We start from the raw sequence: 17,780 nt of genomic DNA, 5'->3' as shown, positions 1-17,780 counted from the left end.
GTCGGCCCGTCGGCGTCAGGCCTTCACATTTCGCTGGCGACACGGGGCGGCATCGTCGCCGTCGCGCTGGCGCGCGGGCTTGTCGGGATCGATGTGGAACGCGTCGACATGCAGGCAGAACCGCCATTCGACGTGCTGCATCCCGATGAGCGCGCAATCCTCGACGCGGCCGACTCCACGCTTCGCCCCCGCGTCTTCGCGCGCCTGTGGGCGGCAAAGGAAGCCTATGTGAAGGCGCTGGGAACGGGTTTCCGACGGGCTCCGGAAAGCTTCGCGGTAACGCTTTTGTCGGACACCGCCTTCGGCGTGATCGACGAGTCCCAGACTGGCGATGCCGTCGGATCGTTCCGCGCCATGAAAAACGGCGGCCATGAGATCATGGCCGCCGCGTTGGTCATGCCCGGCCGAGCCGGCCCGATCAGCCCGGCTGGTCGACGGGCTTCTTCTTGAGAGCGTAGCCGACGATGCAGACGAAGGCCGCGCCGAGTACCGCTGCGGTGTAGAACGGCACCTTGGCGGGCAGGAGACCGGCCGGGTTCGTGTCGGAGACCGGCACGCTCTGCACCCAGCTGGGCATGTTGGCCTGGAGCCACTGCATCACAGCCATGTCGCTGAGCAGCATCTCGCCCGCGATCCAGCCGAGCAGCGCGGCGCCGAACCAGATCAGGATCGGGAAGCGCTCGAGGATCGACGACAGCATGCGGGCGCCGAAGATGATCAGCGGGATGGTCAGCAGCAGGCCGAAGACGAAGAGCTCGAAATGACCGCGGGCCGCCGCGGCGATCGCGAGCACGTTGTCGAGGCTCATCACCGCATCGGCGATGGCGATTGTGCGCACGGCCTTCCAGAGATTGTCGCTCGCGGCGATCTCGCCATGCGCTTCTTCCTCACCCTTGGCGAGCTTGATGGCGATCCAGAACAGCAGGAGCGCACCGACGACCTTCAGGAACGGGATGTTCAGGAGGTAGCTGACGACCACCGCGAAGATGATGCGCAGGCCGACCGCCGCACCGGCGCCGAGCCAGATGCCGACCTTGCGCTGCTTCTCGGGGAGCGAACGCACCGCAAGCGCGATCACCACCGCGTTGTCGCCAGAGAGCAGCAGGTCGATCCAGATGATCTGGAGCAGCGATGTCCAGAAGGCGGATGATGCGAGATCCATCGGTTGCGTTGTCCCTTTGCGGTTCGTCAGTGTGCCGGATCTGGCCGGCGCGATTTGATGAGGTAGCCGAGGCCGACCACGAGCAGCGCGCCCAGGATCGCGGCGGGGTATTCGAGCTTGTGCAGCAGCTCCGCGCTGAACTGGCCGGCGAGCCACGGATCGCTCTCGAACATCTCGCCCGCAACCCAGCCCAGCAGCGCCGCGCCGGCCCAGACCAGGATCGGGAAGCGCGTCAGCAGATTGGTGATGAGCGAGGCGCCGAGCACGATCAGCGGAATCGAGATGATGAGGCCGGCGACCAGCAGCGGAATCGAATCCTTGGCGACGGCAGCGATGGCCAGCACGTTGTCGAGACTCATGACGATGTCGGCGATCGCCACGGTCTGGACCGCCTTCCAGAGCTTGCTGCTGGCGGCGACGGAGCTCTCGTCCTGCCCCTCGTCCTCGATGATCAGCTTGACCGCGATCCAGATGAGCAGGCCGGCGCCGACGATGCGCAGGAAGGGCGCATTGAGCAGCGATGCGATCAGCACCGTGAAGACGACGCGCAGGACGACGGCGACGCCGGCGCCGAGCGCGATGCCCTTGGCCCGCTGCGCCGGGGCCAGCGCACGGCAAGCGAGCGCGATCACGACCGCGTTGTCGCCGGACAGCACGATGTTGAGGGCGATGATCTCGGCCAGCTTGCCCCACATCCGGGGATCGACGATGGAAATCGACGAAATATCCATGAGCTCAAATCCGTTCTCGGCCACATGATCCCGGCCGAAGCAGCCGGGGCTCGCCCTGTTTCTCCCAGGCGCTCGCGATCGTCACCTGCTCACAGGGCCTGTTCAACAGCCTTGCCGGCCGCTTCCGTGCCGAGCGAGCCGCCGAGATCGCGCGTGCGCGTGCGGGCATCGCCCAGTGCCCGCTCGATCGCGGCCTCGATGCCCTTCGCGGCTTCATGCTCGCCGAGATGGTCGAGCATCATCGCGCCCGACCAGATCATGCCGACGGGGTTGGCGATGCCCTTGCCCGCGATATCCGGCGCCGAGCCATGGACCGGCTCGAACAGCGAGGGATGGTCCCCGGTCGGGTTGATGTTGCCGGAGGGCGCAATGCCAATCGTGCCCGTGCAGGCCGGGCCGAGATCGGAGAGGATGTCGCCGAAGAGGTTGGAGGCGACGACCACGTCGAAACGGTCGGGATTGAGCACGAAATGCGCGGTCAGGATGTCGATATGGTACTGGTCGACGGCGACATCCGGATAGTTCCTCGCCATCTCCTTCACCCTCTCGTCCCAGTAGGGCATGGTGATCGAGATGCCGTTCGACTTTGTGGCCGAGGTCAGCTTCCTGCGCGGCCGGCGCTGCGCGAGTTCGAAGGCGTATTTCAGCACGCGATCGACGCCGACGCGGCTCATCACCGTCTCCTGGATGACGATCTCGCGCTCGGTGCCGGCATACATGCGCCCGCCGACCGAGGAGTATTCACCCTCGGTGTTCTCGCGGACCACGAAGAAATCGATATCGCCCGGCTTGCGGTTGGCGAGCGGGCCGGGCACGCCCGGCATCAGGCGCACGGGGCGGAGGTTGACGTACTGGTCGAATTCGCGCCGGAACAGCAGGAGCGAGCCCCAGAGCGAGATGTGGTCCGGCACCTGGGCCGGCATGCCGACGGCGCCGAAATAGATCGCATCGTGGCCGCCGATCTTTTCCTTCCAGTCATCCGGCAGCATCTTGCCGTGCCTGGCGTGATAGTCGCAGGAGGAGAAATCGAACTCGTCGAGGCGCAGTTCGAAACCGAACTTCTTCGAGGCCGCCTCGAGCACGCGCAGACCCTCGGGCATGACCTCCTTGCCGATGCCGTCGCCGGGGATCACGGCGATACGATAGACGCGATTGGTCCCGGTCATGCGATTTCTCCGAAGAAAGCCCTGAACTCCGCGGCGACGAGATCAGGGACCTCCTCCGCGAGATAATGGCCGCCCGGCAGGGCGTGGCCGCGCACATCCTGCGCGCGCTCACGCCACAGCGCCAGCGGATCGAAACATTTGCCGATGATGCCGCGCTCGCCCCACAGCGCCAGGAGCGGAGATGCGAGCTTCCGGCCGCCATCGGCATCGTCATGGGCGATATCGATCGTCGCGGCCGCCCGATAGTCCTCGCAGCTCGCATGGATCATCGCGGGATCGCGGAAGCAGCGGAGATATTCCTGCAGCGCCTCCGGCTCGAAGAGCCGCATGTCCGAGGCGCGCCGGCTCGTCCAGTAGAAGTCCGGATCGCTCTCGATCATGCGCTCCGGCATCGGCGCCGGCTGAATCAGGAAGAACCAGTGCCAGTAGCCGCGGGCGAAGGCATCGGTGGTATCGCGATACATCTCGCGCGTCGGGGCGATGTCGAGGGTCGCAAGCTTGAGCACGCGCTCGCCATGGTCGAGCGCCAGACGGTGCGCGACGCGGGCGCCGCGATCATGCGAGCCGACGAAGAAGCGCCCATGCCCCAGCGCGCTCATGACCCCGGCCATGTCCTGCGCCATGGCGCGTTTCGAATAGGGCGCGTGCTCGGCGTCGCTCGGCGGCTTCGCGGAATCGCCGTAGCCGCGCAGGTCCGGACAGATCAGCGTGAAATGCGGCGCGAGCAGCGGGGCAACCCGGCGCCACATCACATGGGTCTGCGGATAGCCATGCAGCAGCAGGAGCGCCGGCCCCTGTCCGCCCGTGCGGACACGGATGCGCGCGCCCGGCGTCTCGACGTCGAGGAGGCGAAAACCGGGAAACAGATTGTCCGTGACCGGACGTTCGGTGAGGCTCATAGGACCGCGGCGATGCAAGAATGCGTCAGCCGATACCCTGAATGCTCAGGGATTTCTTTCGCGGATTATTACATAATCCTGATCAATGGTGGAAAGGGCCCTGGCTGGAGCAGGCGCGCGATCCGCCCCGTCATGCTCGCCGTGGGGGCGAGCATCCATGTCTTGAACACCGCGTGGCCCGGGTGACGTCATGGTCGGGGCAAGCCCGACCATGACGACAAAGCGCCCTCAGCCGCGCAGCGTCGCCCCGTAGCGCTTGCCGATCTCGGCAACGATCTTGGCGCCGACGGCCTCGATCTCGGCCTCGGTCAGCGTCTTCTCGGTCGGCTGCAGCGTCACGGCGAGCGCGACCGACTTCTTCCCGGCATCGACGCCCGGCCCTTCGTAGAGATCGAAGACGCCGACATTCGCGATCAGGGCCCGGTCGGCGCCCTGCGCCGTCTTGACCATGTCGCCGGCCGCCACCGCCTTGTCGACGATGAAGGCGAAATCGCGCGTCACCGGCTGGAAATCGGACAGTGCGAGCTTCGGCTTGACCTTGGTCGGCTTGGCCTTGGGCAGCGGCAGCGCATCGAGATGGATCTCGAAGGCGACCAGCGGCCCCTTGACGTCGAGCGCCTTGAGGATGCGCGGGTGGACCTCGCCGAAGGCGCCGATTACGCCCTTGGGCCCAAACTGCAGCGTGGCCGAGCGGCCGGGATGGGCCCAGGCCGGGCCGCCCGCGACGATCTGGAGACCACCGGTCGGGATGCCGAGACCGGAGAGCAGGCCGAGCACATCGGCCTTGGCGTCGAACACGTCGACAGTCTTCGCGCCGCCATCCCAGCGACGGCCGATGCCGTCGAGACGAGCGGTGCCGCGACGCAGGCCGGCGGCGGCGATCAGCTGCCCGTCCGGCTCGTCGCTCTTGAAGACCTGGCCGACCTCGAACAGCGCGACATCGGGGAAGCCGCGATCGGCATTGGTCTGCGCCGAACGGATCAGCCCAGGCAGCAGCGAGGGCCGCATATCCGAGAGATCGGCTGCGATCGGGTTGGCGAGGGCGAGCGTGGGCGACCCGCCGCCGAAGAGCTTGGCCTGATCGTGCGAGATGAAGGACCAGGTCACGGCCTCGACGAGGCCGCGGCTCGCGAGCGTGCGCTTGGCGAGGCGCGTGCGCTTCTGCAGCAGGGTGAGGACCGGCTTGACGACCTCGCCCTTGATGCGGGGCAGCGGCGTCGAGGCGACGCGGTCGAGCCCGGCGATGCGGACGATCTCCTCGACGAGATCGGCCTTGCCGCCGACATCGGCGCGCCAGGACGGCGGCGCGACCATGACCCGTTCGCCCGCGCCCGCGACGTCGAAGCCGAGCGAGGTGAGCGCCTGCTTCATCTCCGCCTGAGGCAGTTCGAGGCCGGTGAGGCGCCTGACCTCGGACCAGGGGAAGTCGATCGCGACGGGGCGGTCCGGCAGTTCGCCCGCGAATTCGATCTCGGAAGCCTCACCGCCGCAGAGCTCGATCACCAGCGCGGTCGCGAGGTCGAGGCCCGGCCGGGCGAATGCGGGGTCGACGCCGCGCTCGAAGCGATAGCGCGCATCCGAGTTGATGCCGAGCGCGCGGCCCGAGCGGGCGATGTTGAGCGGATCCCAGAGCGCGCTCTCGATCAGCACGTCGGTCGTCGTCTCGCTGCTGCCCGAGGCCTCGCCGCCCATGATGCCGGCGAGCGATTCGACACCGTGCTCGTCGGCGATCACGACCTGCTCGTCGGTGAGCGTATAGGTCTTGCCGTCGAGGGCGAGGATGGTCTCGCCAGTCCTGGCCCGGCGGACGGTGAGGTTGCCCTTTACCTTGTCGGCATCGAAGACGTGCAGCGGCCGGTTGCGGTCGAGCGTCATGAAATTGGTGATGTCGACCAGCGCATTGATCGGGCGCAGGCCCACGGCCCGCAGCCGCGCTTGCAGCCAGTCCGGCGAGGGACCGTTCTTGACACCGCGCACGAGGCGCAGCGCGAAGGCCGGGCAGAGATTCCTGTCTTCATCGGCGAAGTCGAGCGTGACCTTGACCGGGCACGGGAATGAGCCGCGCACCGGCTGGATCGCCGGCGCCTTGAGCGTGCCGAGGCCGGCGGCGGCGAGATCGCGGGCAATGCCGGCGACGCCGAGCGCGTCAGCCCGGTTCGGCGTCACCGCGATCTCGATCACGGCATCGTCCAGCCCGGCATAGGTCGCATAGGGCTGGCCGACCGGCGCGTCGTCCGGCAACTCGATGATGCCGTCATGATCCTCGGAGAGCTCGAGCTCGGCTTCGGAGACGAGCATGCCGTTGGACTCGATGCCGCGGATCACGCCCTTGCCGAGCGTGACCTTCTTGCCGGGGATGTAGCTGCCCGGCGGCGAGAACACGCCCTTCATGCCGGTGCGGGCATTCGGCGCGCCGCAGACGACCTGCACGGGCTCGCCAGCACCGGTATCGACCATGCAGACGCGCAGGCGATCCGCATTCGGATGCTGCTTCGCCTCGATGACATAGGCGATGGTGAAGGCGGACAGCGCGGCGGCGCGATCCTCGATCGCCTCGACCTCGAGGCCGACGCGGGTCAGGGTCTCGGCGATCTCCGCAACGGAGGCGTCGGTGTCGAGGTGCTCTTTGAGCCAGGAGATCGTGAATTTCATCGGGCTATCGGGTCAGTATCTTCGGATCAGTCGGGAATCTTCGCGTTGGCCGCCGACAAGGTCGGGGCCGCGTCGTTGAGCTCGTTGGCGCCATCCGTGCGGATCCTCATCGCATTGCCGCGCCAGCTCACCTCGCCGCCGACGAAGGCATAGGCCCAGACGCCGGGGAAGGCGATGTCGCGGACGAGCATGGCCAGCGGCGAACGCCAGTTCAGGAACCAGCCGACAGCCGCGGAAAGCAGGATGTCTCCGGCATACCAGACGAGCAGCACCAGCAACGGCGCCGTCCAGGTCGACATCCCCAGGGCAGGAGCACCGAGGGCGGCCAGCAAGGCGGCGAGGAATGGGGTGGAGAGGACCTCCAGCACGAAGAACGGCAGGAAGGTGACGCGCCGCAAGCGCGCCCAGCGGAACTGGCGCTGAACGACGTCCCTCAATCGGCGCCGGCCAAGCGGCTGCTCGAAGGGCTGGCCGACGAGATGAACCTGCCGGCCGGTATTGCGCACCAGCTTGGTCGAGGCGGCGTCTTCGGCAATCTCGGCGCCGAGCGCGGCGATGCCGCCATTGGCGTCGAGGAAGGGCTTGTTCCAGAGCATCGACTTGCCCTGCGCGAAGCCGAGGCCCAGTGCCTCGCCGACATATTGCCAGCGCGCCTGGAAGGCGTTGAGGAAGGCGCATTCGACTTCGGCGCCGAAACACAGAGGTCGGGAACCGGCCGGCGTCGAGCAGACGAGGCCGGTCGTCGGCTGCCAGGCGGCCAGCATGCGCTGGATATAATCCTTCGGCATCAGCACGTTGGAATCGGCGAGGATGACCCAGTCGGTCGTCGCCTCCTCCCAACCCCGGACGCAGTTGTTGAGCTTGGGATTGGCGCTGACCGGGACGTCGCCGACGATCAGCCGGACCTTGCCGGCGCCATAGATGCCGATCAATTCCTCGATCAGCGGGACGATCGGGTCATGCGCGTCGGCGACGCAGAAGATCGTGCCGTAGCGGGGATAGTCGAGTTCGAGGCCCGAGACCGCCGTCTCGCGACTGAAGGCCTCGATGCCGCGCACCGGCCGAACGATGGTGACGGGCGGCAGCTCGGCAAGCAGGGCCGAGCGCTGCATGGGCCGGCGCAGCCGCCAAAGCGCGATGGCCTGGCTGACCAGGTTCATCGCGACCAGCAGCACGGCGATCGCCGCCGCCCAGCCCGCAGGCGTCATCGCGCCCTCCCCTGCCCGGCCCGTGGCATCATGAGGAGAGGCCGCCCGTCAGCGTCGGCAGGTCGAGCGGACGGAAGCCGTAATGGGCGAGCCAACGCACATCGGCCTCGAAGAAGGGGCGCAGATCCGGCATGCCATATTTCAGCATGGCGATGCGGTCGATGCCCATGCCCCAGGCGAAGCCCTGATAGACTTCCGGGTCGAGCCCGCAATTGCGCAGCACGTTCGGGTGGACCATGCCGCAGCCGAGGATTTCCAGCCAGTCCTCGCCCTCGCCGAAGCGGATTTCGCCGCCCTTGCGCGAGCACTGGATGTCGACCTCCATCGAGGGCTCGGTGAAAGGGAAGAAGGACGGGCGGAAGCGCATCTTCACGTCGTCGATCTCGAAGAACGACTTGCAGAACTCTTCCAGGATCCACTTGAGGTGGCCGAGATTGGCCGACTTGTCGATGACCAGACCCTCGACCTGATGGAACATCGGGGTGTGGGTCTGGTCGGAATCGTTGCGATAGGTCCGGCCTGGGCAGATCACGCGGATCGGCGGCTCCTGCGCCAGCATGGTGCGGACCTGCACCGGAGAGGTGTGGGTGCGCAGCAGCTTGCGCTCGCCATTGGCGTCCGGCGCGAAGAAGAAGGTGTCGTGCATCTCGCGGGCGGGGTGGCCGACCGGGAAGTTCAGCTTGGTGAAGTTGAGGTCGTCGGTCTCGACATCCGGCCCCTCGGCGATGGCGAAGCCCATGTCGCCGAAGATCGCGGTGATCTCGTCGATGACCTGGCTGATCGGGTGGATGCGGCCGCGCGCCTCCGGCCCGTCCTGCACGGGCAGCGACACGTCGACGCGCTCGGAGGCCAGTCTGGCCTCGAGAGCCGCCTCGCCCAGCGCCTCCTTGCGAGCGGCGATCGCGGTCTGAACCCGGTCGCGCAGGCCGTTGATCTGCGGCCCCTTCTCCTTGCGCTCGTCGGGCGTCATCGCGCCCAGCGTCTTCAAGAGCGCCGAGATCGAGCCGGATTTGCCGAGCGCGGCGATGCGCACATCCTCGACGGCGGCTTCATCGGCGGCAGTGTCGATCGCGGCGAGGACGTCGCGTTCCAGGGTGGCGATATCGGTCATGAATGGGTCGCAAGCATCTGAAGGCGTGGGAACGGCCGCGTTCTAGCGGGAACGGCCGGGTTATGCCAGAGCGAAGCGACGCTTTGCCGAACCGGCTTAGCTTCGCCCATGCCGATGCAGGAGGATGCCGTGCCCGACAATACCCATCAGAAGGACTCGCCGTCCTACCGGCTGGCCGCGCTCGACCGCGATTTCCTGCTCGGCGATTCGACCCGCGGCATCCGCTTCATGCTGGAGTACCAGAAGGCGGAGGACCATCTCAGGGCGCGCGGCGTCGTCTCGACCATCGTCGTCTTCGGCTCGGCGCGCGTACGCGAGGGCAATCCCTGGTACGAGGCTGCGCGCGAATTCGGCCGCATCGCCTCGGAGCGTGGCGGCGCATTGCGAGACGGAGAGGCCGGCCGCCATCACGTCATCGCCACCGGCGGCGGCCCCGGCATCATGGAAGCCGCCAATCGCGGCGCCACCGAAGCCGGCGCGATCTCGATCGGCTTCAACATCACCCTGCCGCATGAGCAGGAGCCGAATGCCTGGTCGACGCCGGACCTGACCTTCCGCTTCCACTATTTCGCGATGCGCAAGATGCATCTGGCGATGCGGGCGGCCGCGTTGGTCGTCTTCCCCGGCGGCTTCGGCACGCTGGACGAGCTGTTCGAGATCATGACGCTGGTGCAGACCGGCAAGATGGGGCCGGTGCCGATCGTGCTCTACGATTCCAGCTTCTGGCAGGGCCTGCTCAACCTCGACCGGATGGAGGCCGCCGGCTTCATCCGCCCGGAGGATTTGAAGCTGTTCCGCTACGCCGACACACCCGAGCAGGCCTATGAATGCATCGTCGCCGGCGCGGGAGAGAGCTGGAACCCGCCGAAGAACGGCAGCGTACAGACGTAGAGCCCCAACAGCGAGGCGCGACCTCATCGACGTACCGGTCAGGTCTCCGCCTCACTTTCCACGGTCCGCCCCTCACCCTGCCCTTTCCCTCCGGGAGAGGGTTCCCCGCGCTGTCCTCGCCTTTTCGGCGCGAGATTCGCGAGTCCGCGCGACGCGAGAATGACGGCGGGGGCAGCGCAAAGAAAAAGGCCGGCGTCACCGCCGGCCTTCTCCAATTCAGCAATGCCGGTCCGCTCAGGCGGCCTGGGCCTGCGCGCCGAGCGCGCCCTTGACCGTCTCGACAACCGCAGCGAACGAAGCGGCGTCGTCGATGGCCATGGCCGAGAGGGTCTTGCGGTCGAGCTCGATGCCGGCCTTGATCAGGCCGCCGATGAAGACCGAATAGGTCAGGCCGTGCTCACGCACCGCAGCGTTGAGACGCTGGATCCAGAGAGCGCGGAACGAGCGCTTCTTGTTCTTGCGGTCGCGATAGGCGTACTGCATCGACCGATCGACGGCCGCCTTGGCGGCGCGGATCGTGTTCTTGCGGCGGCCATAGAAGCCCTTGGCGGCCTTCAGCGTCTTCTTGTGCTTGGCGTGGGCGGTAACGCCCCGTTTCACGCGAGCCATGTCATGATCTCCGGAATCTCAGGTGGCGTCAGCCGTTGGGGAGGAAGTACTTCTTCACGTTGGCAGCATCGCCCTCGAAGAGGGTGGTGGTGCCGCGGTGATTGCGGATCTGCTTGTTGGTCCGCTTGATCATCCCGTGACGCTTGCCGGCCTGGGCGTAGAGCACCTTGCCGGTACCGGTGATCTTGAACCGCTTTTTGGCGGCCGATTTCGTCTTGATCTTGGGCATTTCAGCTCCTCAATGGTCGAGGCCGCGCGTCTTTTGAACGCGTTGCCAATGTCTTGCTTTCAGGAAGCAAAGCACGACCGCCACGGCAGCCCTTATCAGCCGGGCGATCGAAGGCCGGGCCTATCGCAGAAAATGGCGGCTCTTGCAAGTGCGAAGCCGGCAATGCCTCGGGAGGCTGCCGCGAAAAGCAGCAGCAAACCGGGCACTTCCTTCAAACGATTGTCACGACGTAAGGTCAACAGGCGCGTTCCGCGTCTGGAGATCCCCCGTGAAGAAACTTCTGCTCAGCCTCGCCGCAGGCCTTGCCCTGACGGCCGCCGCCTCGGCCCCTGCGCTTGCCCAGTCGACCCTCGACAAGATCAAGGCGCGCGGCAACATCATCTGCGGCACCAGCGAAGGCGTGCCCGGCTTCTCGCTCCAGGACAAGAACGGCGTCTGGCAGGGCTTCGACACCGACGTCTGCCGTGCGCTGGCGGCGGCGATCTTCGGGGACCCGAACAAGGCGAGCTATCTGTCGCTGTCGAGCAAGAACCGCCTCGTCGCGCTGCAGTCCGGCGAGATCGATGTGCTCGCCCGCACCACGACCTGGTCGCTGGGCCGCGACATCGGCCAGGGCGTCAGCTTCACCATCGTCAACTATTATGACGGCCAGGGCTTCATCGTCCGCAAGAAGCTCGGCGTGAACACGGTCAAGGATCTCAACGGCGCCTCGATCTGCGTCGCGCAGGGCACCACCACCGAACTCAACCTCGCCGATTACGGCCGCACCCACGGCATCAAGTTCGAGACGGTCGCCTTCGCGACGCTGGAGGACACGGTGCAGGCCTACGAGGCCGGCCGCTGCGACGCCTACACCACCGACCTCTCGGCGCTTGCCGGCACGCGCGGCAGGCTGAAGGACCCTTCGGAGCACCTGCTGCTGCAGGAGGTCATCTCCAAGGAGCCGCTCGGCCCCTGGGTGCGCAAGAACGACCCGGCCTGGTTCGACCTCGTGCGCTGGACCGTGATCGCGACGATCAATGCCGAGGAGCTCGGCGTCACCCAGGCCAATGTCGAGGAACTGGCGAAGACCTCGCAGAACCCGGAAGTCCGCCGCATGCTCGGCGCCGAGGGCAAGTTCGGCGAAGGCCTCGGCCTGACCAACGACTGGGTGGTGCGCATCATCAAGGCCGTCGGCAATTACGGGGAGAGCTTCGACCGCCATTTCGGCGCGACGACCAGCAATCCCCTGCCGCGCGGCGTCAACAAGCTGTGGACGCAGGGCGGCCTGCAATACGGCCCGCCGATCCGCTGAACCGACACTTCAGCTGAAACCAGGGCCGTTCCTTTCGGGGAGCGGCCCTTTTTGTTCAGGCGGCTTCGCAGAGCAATGCTTCGCTGCGCGCGCCGAGCAGGCGGGTGTAGCCGACAAGCACCACCAGCAGCGCAGCAACGCCCGCCCCCACCGAAATCCAGAAGCCGCTCTGGGCACCGTAGGCGTCGATCAGGACACCGGCGGCCGAAGCGCCGGCGGCCATGCCGATATTGATCCCGGTAATGGCCCAGGTCATGCCCTCGGTGAGCTGTCGGGCCGGCACCAGGCGCTCGACGAGCCCCATGGCGATGATGATCGTCGGCGAGACCGCGGCGCCAGCCATGAAGAAGACCAGAGCCAGCGAGGCGAGCCCGGTCACCGCCAGCAACGGCAAGGTGGTCGCCGCAGCCAGCGCGATCGCCGCGAGGAACTGCATGGCGAGCGAAGCCTTGAGCCTCAACGTCCCGAAGACGAGGCCGACGAGCAGCGAGCCGGTCGCATAGACAGCGAGAGGCAGGCTCGCGGCAGCTTTCTGGCCCTGCGCCTCCGCGAAGGCCACGGCGGTGATCTCTGCCGTGCCGAAGATCGCGCCGATCGCGATCATGGCGAGCACGACGATCTGGACGCCGCCGACCCGGATGACCGAGGTTTCAACGCCCGCGACGGGGGCACGCACCGGCGGCTCGGTCCGCCGCTGCGCACAAAGCAGGGGCACGCCGACGACGAGGAAGATCAGGGCGGCCAGCGGCCCGGCCTCGGGAAACAGGCCGACGCTCAGCCCGATCGCGACGATCGGGCCGATGATGAAGATGAGCTCGTCGACCACCGATTCGAAGGCGAAGGCCGTACGCAACTGCGGCGTGTCGCGATAGAGCTCGGTCCAGCGCGCCCGCACCATTGCGCCGATGCTCGGCAGCACGCCGGCGAGCAACGCAAAGACGAACAGCAGCCAGCTCGGCGCCCCCGCCCATGTCGACAGCATCAGGCCGCCCAGCGCGAGCGCTCCTGCCCCGGCGGCGGGCATCAGGATGCGGCTTTGGCCATGGCGATCGACGAGCCGTGACACCTGTGGCGTGATCAGGGCAGAGGACAGCGCGAAGACGGCCGCGACGGCACCTGCGATGGCGTACTCCCCGCGCCGCTCCGACAGCATCGTGACGATGCCGAGGCCGACCATCGAAGCCGGCAGGCGCGCGACAAAGGCCGCGGACGAAAAGGCGAGCGCACCCGGCGCGCGAAAGATCTCACGATAGGGGTTAGGCATGATCTGTCCCGAGGGAGGCGGACATACGCCGCGTATGCGAATGGGTAATTGCATACGTCGCGTATGTCAATTAACATACGCGACGTATGTGAAAGGGATGTGATGGCTCGCAGGCTTCGCTCCGACATGATCGCGGAAACCCGCGCCAGCCTGATCGCCGCCGCGCGCGCGGCGTTCGGCACGACCGGCTATGCCGACGCATCGATGGACGAGCTGACCGCTGCGGCGGGTCTTACCCGCGGCGCGCTCTATCATCATTTCGGCGACAAGAAGGGCCTGTTTGCCGCCGTCCTCGACCAGATCGATGCGGAAATGACGGTGCGGCTGCGCGCCGTCTCGGCCAGTGCCGATGATCGCTGGACCGGCTTCGCGACGAATGCATCGCCTATCTCGCGATGGCGCTGGAACCGGAGATCCAGCGCATCGTCCTGCGCGACGGCCCCGCCGTGCTCGGCGATCCCTGGAACTGGCCGATCCAGAACGACTGCATCCACATGATGACCCGGGGGCTGGGCGAACTCGTCGCCGACGGCGTGCTGGCGCCGCTCGACCCGGAGGCCATCGCGCGGCTGATCGTCGGAGCGACGCAGCATGCGGCGCAGTGGATAGCCCATGCGCCGGAGCCGGAGGCAGCCCTGCAGGCGGCGACCGACGCCTTCGACGCGATGCTCAAAGGGCTGCGGCGCTAGTGCCCTGCCACTGGCGCATTCGCTTCTCGCAGACCGGATCCCGCTTCGCGTGAGAGGCCTTCGGCCGGCATGAAAAAGGGCGCCAGAGGCGCCCCATTTCTCGATCCGAACATGATCGGAAGCGCTCGCGCCTCAGCGCGGGGCGAGCACCATCACCATCTGGCGGCCTTCGAGCTGCCAGTCGCTCTCGACCTTGGCGACTTCGGCCGTGTCGACCTTGACACGTTCGAGCACCTTCACGCCGAGGTCCTGATGCGCCATTTCGCGGCCGCGGAAGCGCAGGGTGACCTTCACCTTGTCGCCTTCCTCGAAGAAGCCGTGCATGGCCTTCATCTTCACGTCGTAATCGTGCTTGTCGATGCCGGGACGGAGCTTGATTTCCTTGATTTCGATGGTGCGCTGCTTCTTGCGCGCCTCCGAAGCCTTCTTCTGCTCAAGGAAGCGGAAGCGGCCGTAATCGAGGATCTTGCAGACGGGCGGCACGGAATTCGGGGCGATCTCGACCAGGTCGAGACCGGCATCCTCGGCGATCTTCAGCGCCTCGAAGAACGAGACCACGCCACGGTTGGCGCCGGTATCGTCAATGAGCTGTACCTCGCGGACGCCGCGGATGTCGCGGTTCGAGCGGGGGCCTTCCTTGGTCGGGGCCGGGGCAGCGCGGTAAGGACGACGAATGGGGTATTCTCCTGTATTTGGCGCTCCTCGCGCCGTTGGTTCAGACACATTGCACAAAGATGCGCGATGTCAATGCATGACGCCGCTGCGGCAGGCATTCGCCTCCGCCTTGTCGCCTCAGCGCTCCAGCAACGCACAATAGACGTCGAGGGTTTCCGCGACCATCGCTTCCAGCGAAAAGTGCTTCTCGACATGCTCGCGCGCGCGCCGTGCCAGAGCATCGCGCGCGGAGGGCCGCAGCGCCAGCGCTTCGGCAAGCCCGGCGGCCAGCGCGGCCGCGTCTCCCGGCGGAACGCGCCAGCCGGTGCGCTCGCCGGGGTTGACCTGCGGGGGCGCCAGCACCGTCTCCGGCACGGCGCCGAGATCGGAGACCACGACGGGGGCGCCCATCGCCTGCGCCTCCACCGCGACTCGCCCGAAGGCCTCCGGCTCGGTCGAGGGCACGGCGACGACCGCGGCCGAGAGCATCGCCGCCGGCATGTCGGTGCAGTGGCCGACGCGCCGGACCCTGCCTTCCAGTCCGGCCTTGGCGACCAGCTGGTCGAGCTCCTTGACGTAGCCGTCCCGCCCCTGCGCGTCGCCGGCGAGGATGAAGGCGGTGTCGGCATCGCCGCCATCGCGCATCAGGCGCGCCGCCTCGATCAGCACGCGCTGGCCCTTCCAGTTGGTCAGGCGGCCCGGCAGCAGCACGATGCGCTGATGCGGCTCGACGCCCCAGGCCTTGCGCAGCGCCTGGACGCGCTCGGCGCCGACCGCCGCCGGCGCAAAGGCCGAGAAATTGGTGCCGCGATTGACCACCCTGATCCGCTCGCGGGCGGCCGGGTGCTTCGAAAGAATCAGTTCGGCCGTGTAGTTCGAGTTGGCGATGACGATGTCGCCGCGCGTCATCACCGAATTATAGAGCGTCTTCACCGCGGAACGGCTGTTGTAGGAGCCGTGATAGGTCGTGACGAAGGGCAGCTTCAGCAGCCGCGCCGCGCCGAGCGCAACCCAGGCCGGCGCGCGCGAACGGGCATGGATCAGTTCCACCCCCTCCTGCCGGCAGAGCAGCACGAGCTTGCGGATGTTGAGCGCCATCGCGATCGGGTTCTTCGAGGCGGCCGGGAAAGGCAGCCAGACGCCGCCCTTGGCCTGCAGTTCGGCGACGAGGCGCCCACCCTCGGTCGCGACCAGCGCGCGGGCGCCTGCATCGGTCAGCCCCTTGGCGATATCGACCGCGGTGCGCTCGGCACCACCGGCCTCGAGTTCGGGGATGATCTGCAGGATCGTCCGCCCCGCCAGCGGGTGCGTTTCGGTCGAAGGCAGCGAAAGATGGGCACCCGGCTTGAAGGACATGCTCGCTATGGTCTGGACTTTCGTTGGTCGGGGCGAATATGCCCCTATCGGATGGTTGCCGCAGCCTCTAATCGCCGCGGCCGTGCGATTCGCCACAGGAGATTTGCCTTGGAGCGCCAGCCGCCGCAATGGCTCGATGTCGGAGAAGGCTCCGCGCAGCGCCGCCTCGCCTATCTCTCTCAGGACGGCGCGGGGGCGCCGGTGGTCTGGCTCGGCGGATTCCGCTCCGACATGCGCGCGACCAAGGCCGAGGCGCTTGCCGAATGGGCCCGGGATGCGGGACGCTCCTATCTGCGCTTCGATTATGGCGGCCATGGCGAGAGCGAAGGCGATTTCGCCAGCTTCACCCTGTCGGACTGGCTGGCGGACGCCATTTCGACGATCCGGAGCCAGTGCCGGCAACGCCCGGTACTGGTCGGATCCTCGATGGGTGGCTGGATCGCGCTACTGGCGGCGCGCCGTCTGTTCGGCACCCCGCTGCAGCCGGCCGGGCTCGTCCTGATCGCCCCCGCCGTCGACTTCTCGGAGGAGCTGATGTGGGCGCAGATGCCCGACGCGATCCGCCGCGCGATCCTCGACGAAGGTGTCTGGCAGCGCCCTTCCGAGTATTCACCCGATCCTACGCCGATCACCCGTGCCCTGATCGAGGACGGGCGCAAGCACCTGATGTTCGGCGGCGAGATCAAGGCCGGCTGCCCCGTGCATATCCTGCAGGGCATGCGCGACCCCGACGTGCCCTGGCGGCAGGCGCTGAAGCTGGTCGAGCATCTCAGCGGCGATCCCGTCGTCCTGACCTTGATCAAGGACGGCGATCACCGCCTGTCCACACCCGAGGATATTGTGAGGCTGCAATCGGCGGTCGCCGGGATGGCGACCGCGCCCTGAGGCGGGCGGCAGGAGCCAGCGTCAGTGGACGCTGACCATCTTGAGATCGTGCTCCCAGGCGTTGGCCGTGGCAGCCTCCCGCGAATCCGTGACGAGGATCGGCGCGCCGTCGGCCGAAAGCAGGGTGAAGAGCTGCAGGCCGGACTCGATCTTCGGAGCCTGCGGGAAAATCCGCATCAGCTCGTCGGAGGTCATCGACTTCAGGTAGGCGACCTCGCCCGTGCCGAGAGCGGCGAATTCCGCAGGGGTCAGCGGGTTGATCTGGATCAGGTTCCTGTCTTGTTTCATCGCGCCCTCCTTCAGAGCAGTGCGAATGCGGTTCTGATACTGCGCCTTCAATTATGAACAGATGCGAAAAACCGCGGACGCATCCTTCAAAGCTGGACGGTGACCGTCCTCTACTCTCGGCTCATGATATCGATACGCCGGATGAGCCGTTCCGGTTCCGGCCTGACGAGATCAATCGCGAGCAGGCCGTTCGACAGATCGGCGCCAAGCACCTGCATGCCGTCGGCCAGCAGAAAGCTGCGCTGGAACTGACGGGCGGCGATACCGCGATGCAGGAACTGCCGGTTCTTGTCGTCGCTCTGGCGGCCGCGGATCGTTAGCTGGTTCTCCTCCAGCGTGATCTCGAGCTGCTCGCGAGCGAAGCCCGCAACGGCCAGCGTGATGCGCAGACGATCAGGCTCGTCCTCCGTCCGGGGCAGCCGCTCGATATTGTAGGGCGGGTAACCCTCGCTCGCGCCCTTGGCGACGCGGTCGAGCGCACGCTCGATATCGTCGAAGCCGAGCAGGAACGGGTGGGACAGGCTAGGCGTACGCGTCATCTCAACAGGCCCTCGAAAGGCGCCTCACGAATATCGGGACCCGCCACTGGCAGCATCCCGCAGGCGAAAGGCGAACCCTTTCGCTTGCTCAAGATATGGCGAAGCGGGAGCCCTGCTTCAAGAGGAGCGCGATCGCCCCTCCCCGCTCACCAC

Annotated in this window: 18 protein-coding genes and 1 pseudogene; 5 read left to right on the top strand and 14 right to left on the bottom strand. The window is 66.9% G+C overall.

Annotated elements, in window-relative coordinates; all coding sequences use genetic code 11:
* Positions 1-450 (top strand): 4'-phosphopantetheinyl transferase family protein (locus ACIPIA_RS01295; RefSeq protein WP_400505907.1); only part of this gene is annotated, 450 nt, incomplete at its 5' end.
* On the opposite strand, the gene ACIPIA_RS01290 is transcribed toward ACIPIA_RS01295, so the two are convergent.
* The 7 genes from ACIPIA_RS01290 to pheS form a co-directional block, all read right to left on the bottom strand.
* Positions 419-1,162: a TerC family protein gene (locus ACIPIA_RS01290; protein ID WP_400505905.1), complete on the bottom strand. Its 744-nt coding sequence runs from the start codon at positions 1,160-1,162 to the stop codon at positions 419-421. The two genes, ACIPIA_RS01295 and ACIPIA_RS01290, sit on opposite strands and share 32 nt — an antisense overlap.
* Before the next feature lie 26 nt (positions 1,163-1,188).
* Positions 1,189-1,893, bottom strand: a complete 705-nt coding sequence (locus ACIPIA_RS01285; RefSeq protein WP_400505903.1) for a TerC family protein — start codon at positions 1,891-1,893, stop codon at positions 1,189-1,191.
* A gap of 89 nt (positions 1,894-1,982) precedes the next feature.
* Positions 1,983-3,059, bottom strand: a complete 1,077-nt coding sequence (locus tag ACIPIA_RS01280; protein ID WP_400505902.1) for a tartrate dehydrogenase — start codon at positions 3,057-3,059, stop codon at positions 1,983-1,985.
* A complete protein-coding gene (locus tag ACIPIA_RS01275; RefSeq protein ID WP_400505900.1) occupies positions 3,056-3,958 on the bottom strand; it encodes an alpha/beta fold hydrolase in 903 nt (300 codons plus the stop codon). The genes ACIPIA_RS01280 and ACIPIA_RS01275 overlap by 4 nt, the downstream gene beginning before the upstream one ends.
* A gap of 228 nt (positions 3,959-4,186) precedes the next feature.
* The gene (pheT, locus tag ACIPIA_RS01270; RefSeq protein ID WP_400505897.1) at positions 4,187-6,610 is read right to left on the bottom strand and encodes a phenylalanine--tRNA ligase subunit beta; all 2,424 of its coding nucleotides are present in this window, start codon (positions 6,608-6,610) and stop codon (positions 4,187-4,189) included.
* 26 nt (positions 6,611-6,636) lie between these two features.
* Positions 6,637-7,818, bottom strand: a complete 1,182-nt coding sequence (locus ACIPIA_RS01265; RefSeq protein ID WP_400505895.1) for a ceramide glucosyltransferase — start codon at positions 7,816-7,818, stop codon at positions 6,637-6,639.
* Positions 7,819-7,846: 28 nt separating this feature from the next.
* Positions 7,847-8,929: a phenylalanine--tRNA ligase subunit alpha gene (gene pheS, locus ACIPIA_RS01260; protein ID WP_400505893.1), complete on the bottom strand. Its 1,083-nt coding sequence runs from the start codon at positions 8,927-8,929 to the stop codon at positions 7,847-7,849.
* A gap of 114 nt (positions 8,930-9,043) precedes the next feature.
* On the opposite strand from pheS, the gene ACIPIA_RS01255 reads away from it, so the two are divergent.
* Positions 9,044-9,820 carry an LOG family protein gene (locus tag ACIPIA_RS01255; protein WP_400505911.1) on the top strand — a complete coding sequence of 259 codons (777 nt, stop codon included), beginning with the start codon at positions 9,044-9,046 and terminating at the stop codon, positions 9,818-9,820.
* 234 nt (positions 9,821-10,054) lie between these two features.
* On the opposite strand, the gene rplT is transcribed toward ACIPIA_RS01255, so the two are convergent.
* Together rplT and rpmI are read right to left on the bottom strand one after the other, a co-directional pair.
* Positions 10,055-10,429, bottom strand: a complete 375-nt coding sequence (gene rplT / locus ACIPIA_RS01250) for a 50S ribosomal protein L20 (RefSeq protein ID WP_400505891.1) — start codon at positions 10,427-10,429, stop codon at positions 10,055-10,057.
* A 28-nt stretch (positions 10,430-10,457) separates the two neighbouring features.
* The gene (gene rpmI, locus ACIPIA_RS01245) at positions 10,458-10,658 is read right to left on the bottom strand and encodes a 50S ribosomal protein L35 (protein ID WP_066718776.1); all 201 of its coding nucleotides are present in this window, start codon (positions 10,656-10,658) and stop codon (positions 10,458-10,460) included.
* A gap of 268 nt (positions 10,659-10,926) precedes the next feature.
* On the opposite strand from rpmI, the gene ACIPIA_RS01240 reads away from it, so the two are divergent.
* The gene (locus ACIPIA_RS01240; protein ID WP_400505889.1) at positions 10,927-11,952 is read left to right on the top strand and encodes an amino acid ABC transporter substrate-binding protein; all 1,026 of its coding nucleotides are present in this window, start codon (positions 10,927-10,929) and stop codon (positions 11,950-11,952) included.
* Positions 11,953-12,007: 55 nt separating this feature from the next.
* Here ACIPIA_RS01240 and ACIPIA_RS01235 read toward each other — a convergent pair whose 3' ends face one another.
* The gene (locus ACIPIA_RS01235) at positions 12,008-13,216 is read right to left on the bottom strand and encodes an MFS transporter (RefSeq protein ID WP_400505888.1); all 1,209 of its coding nucleotides are present in this window, start codon (positions 13,214-13,216) and stop codon (positions 12,008-12,010) included.
* A gap of 102 nt (positions 13,217-13,318) precedes the next feature.
* Between ACIPIA_RS01235 and ACIPIA_RS01230 the strand changes: the two are divergent.
* Positions 13,319-13,905: pseudogene (locus tag ACIPIA_RS01230) on the top strand (TetR/AcrR family transcriptional regulator).
* Between the two features lie 132 nt (positions 13,906-14,037).
* Here ACIPIA_RS01230 and infC read toward each other — a convergent pair.
* Positions 14,038-14,580, bottom strand: coding sequence for a translation initiation factor IF-3 (gene infC / locus ACIPIA_RS01225; RefSeq protein ID WP_400505909.1), 543 nt, complete (start codon positions 14,578-14,580; stop codon positions 14,038-14,040).
* Between the two features lie 117 nt (positions 14,581-14,697).
* Positions 14,698-15,915: a glycosyltransferase family 4 protein gene (locus tag ACIPIA_RS01220; RefSeq protein ID WP_400505886.1), complete on the bottom strand. Its 1,218-nt coding sequence runs from the start codon at positions 15,913-15,915 to the stop codon at positions 14,698-14,700.
* 108 nt (positions 15,916-16,023) lie between these two features.
* Here ACIPIA_RS01220 and ACIPIA_RS01215 point away from each other — a divergent pair, with 108 nt between their 5' ends.
* Positions 16,024-16,800, top strand: coding sequence for an alpha/beta hydrolase (locus ACIPIA_RS01215; protein WP_400505884.1), 777 nt, complete (start codon positions 16,024-16,026; stop codon positions 16,798-16,800).
* Positions 16,801-16,821: 21 nt separating this feature from the next.
* Here ACIPIA_RS01215 and ACIPIA_RS01210 read toward each other — a convergent pair whose 3' ends face one another.
* Positions 16,822-17,088: a BQ00720 family protein gene (locus tag ACIPIA_RS01210; protein WP_400505882.1), complete on the bottom strand. Its 267-nt coding sequence runs from the start codon at positions 17,086-17,088 to the stop codon at positions 16,822-16,824.
* 110 nt (positions 17,089-17,198) lie between these two features.
* Positions 17,199-17,627, bottom strand: a complete 429-nt coding sequence (locus tag ACIPIA_RS01205; protein ID WP_047579573.1) for an Hsp20 family protein — start codon at positions 17,625-17,627, stop codon at positions 17,199-17,201.
* Positions 17,628-17,780: the final 153 nt, after the last annotated feature.

The sequence above is a fragment of the Allobosea sp. CER48 genome (assembly GCF_044752385.1).
Taxonomy (GTDB): Bacteria; Pseudomonadota; Alphaproteobacteria; order Rhizobiales; family Beijerinckiaceae; genus Allobosea.
The sequence above is the reverse complement of the archived record's forward strand: the minus strand, read 5'-3'. Positions and strand labels throughout refer to the sequence as shown.

Coding starts and splice junctions, on each gene's coding strand:
- ACIPIA_RS01290 (WP_400505905.1), bottom strand. CDS start 1,162: ATGGATCTCGCATCATCCGCCTTCTGGACATCGCTGCTCCAGATCATC.
- ACIPIA_RS01285 (WP_400505903.1), bottom strand. CDS start 1,893: ATGGATATTTCGTCGATTTCCATCGTCGATCCCCGGATGTGGGGCAAG.
- ACIPIA_RS01280 (WP_400505902.1), bottom strand. CDS start 3,059: ATGACCGGGACCAATCGCGTCTATCGTATCGCCGTGATCCCCGGCGAC.
- ACIPIA_RS01275 (WP_400505900.1), bottom strand. CDS start 3,958: ATGAGCCTCACCGAACGTCCGGTCACGGACAATCTGTTTCCCGGTTTT.
- pheT (WP_400505897.1), bottom strand. CDS start 6,610: ATGAAATTCACGATCTCCTGGCTCAAAGAGCACCTCGACACCGACGCC.
- ACIPIA_RS01265 (WP_400505895.1), bottom strand. CDS start 7,818: ATGACGCCTGCGGGCTGGGCGGCGGCGATCGCCGTGCTGCTGGTCGCG.
- pheS (WP_400505893.1), bottom strand. CDS start 8,929: ATGACCGATATCGCCACCCTGGAACGCGACGTCCTCGCCGCGATCGAC.
- ACIPIA_RS01255 (WP_400505911.1), top strand. CDS start 9,044: ATGCAGGAGGATGCCGTGCCCGACAATACCCATCAGAAGGACTCGCCG.
- rplT (WP_400505891.1), bottom strand. CDS start 10,429: ATGGCTCGCGTGAAACGGGGCGTTACCGCCCACGCCAAGCACAAGAAG.
- rpmI (WP_066718776.1), bottom strand. CDS start 10,658: ATGCCCAAGATCAAGACGAAATCGGCCGCCAAAAAGCGGTTCAAGATC.
- ACIPIA_RS01235 (WP_400505888.1), bottom strand. CDS start 13,216: ATGCCTAACCCCTATCGTGAGATCTTTCGCGCGCCGGGTGCGCTCGCC.
- ACIPIA_RS01220 (WP_400505886.1), bottom strand. CDS start 15,915: ATGTCCTTCAAGCCGGGTGCCCATCTTTCGCTGCCTTCGACCGAAACG.
- ACIPIA_RS01210 (WP_400505882.1), bottom strand. CDS start 17,088: ATGAAACAAGACAGGAACCTGATCCAGATCAACCCGCTGACCCCTGCG.
- ACIPIA_RS01205 (WP_047579573.1), bottom strand. CDS start 17,627: ATGACGCGTACGCCTAGCCTGTCCCACCCGTTCCTGCTCGGCTTCGAC.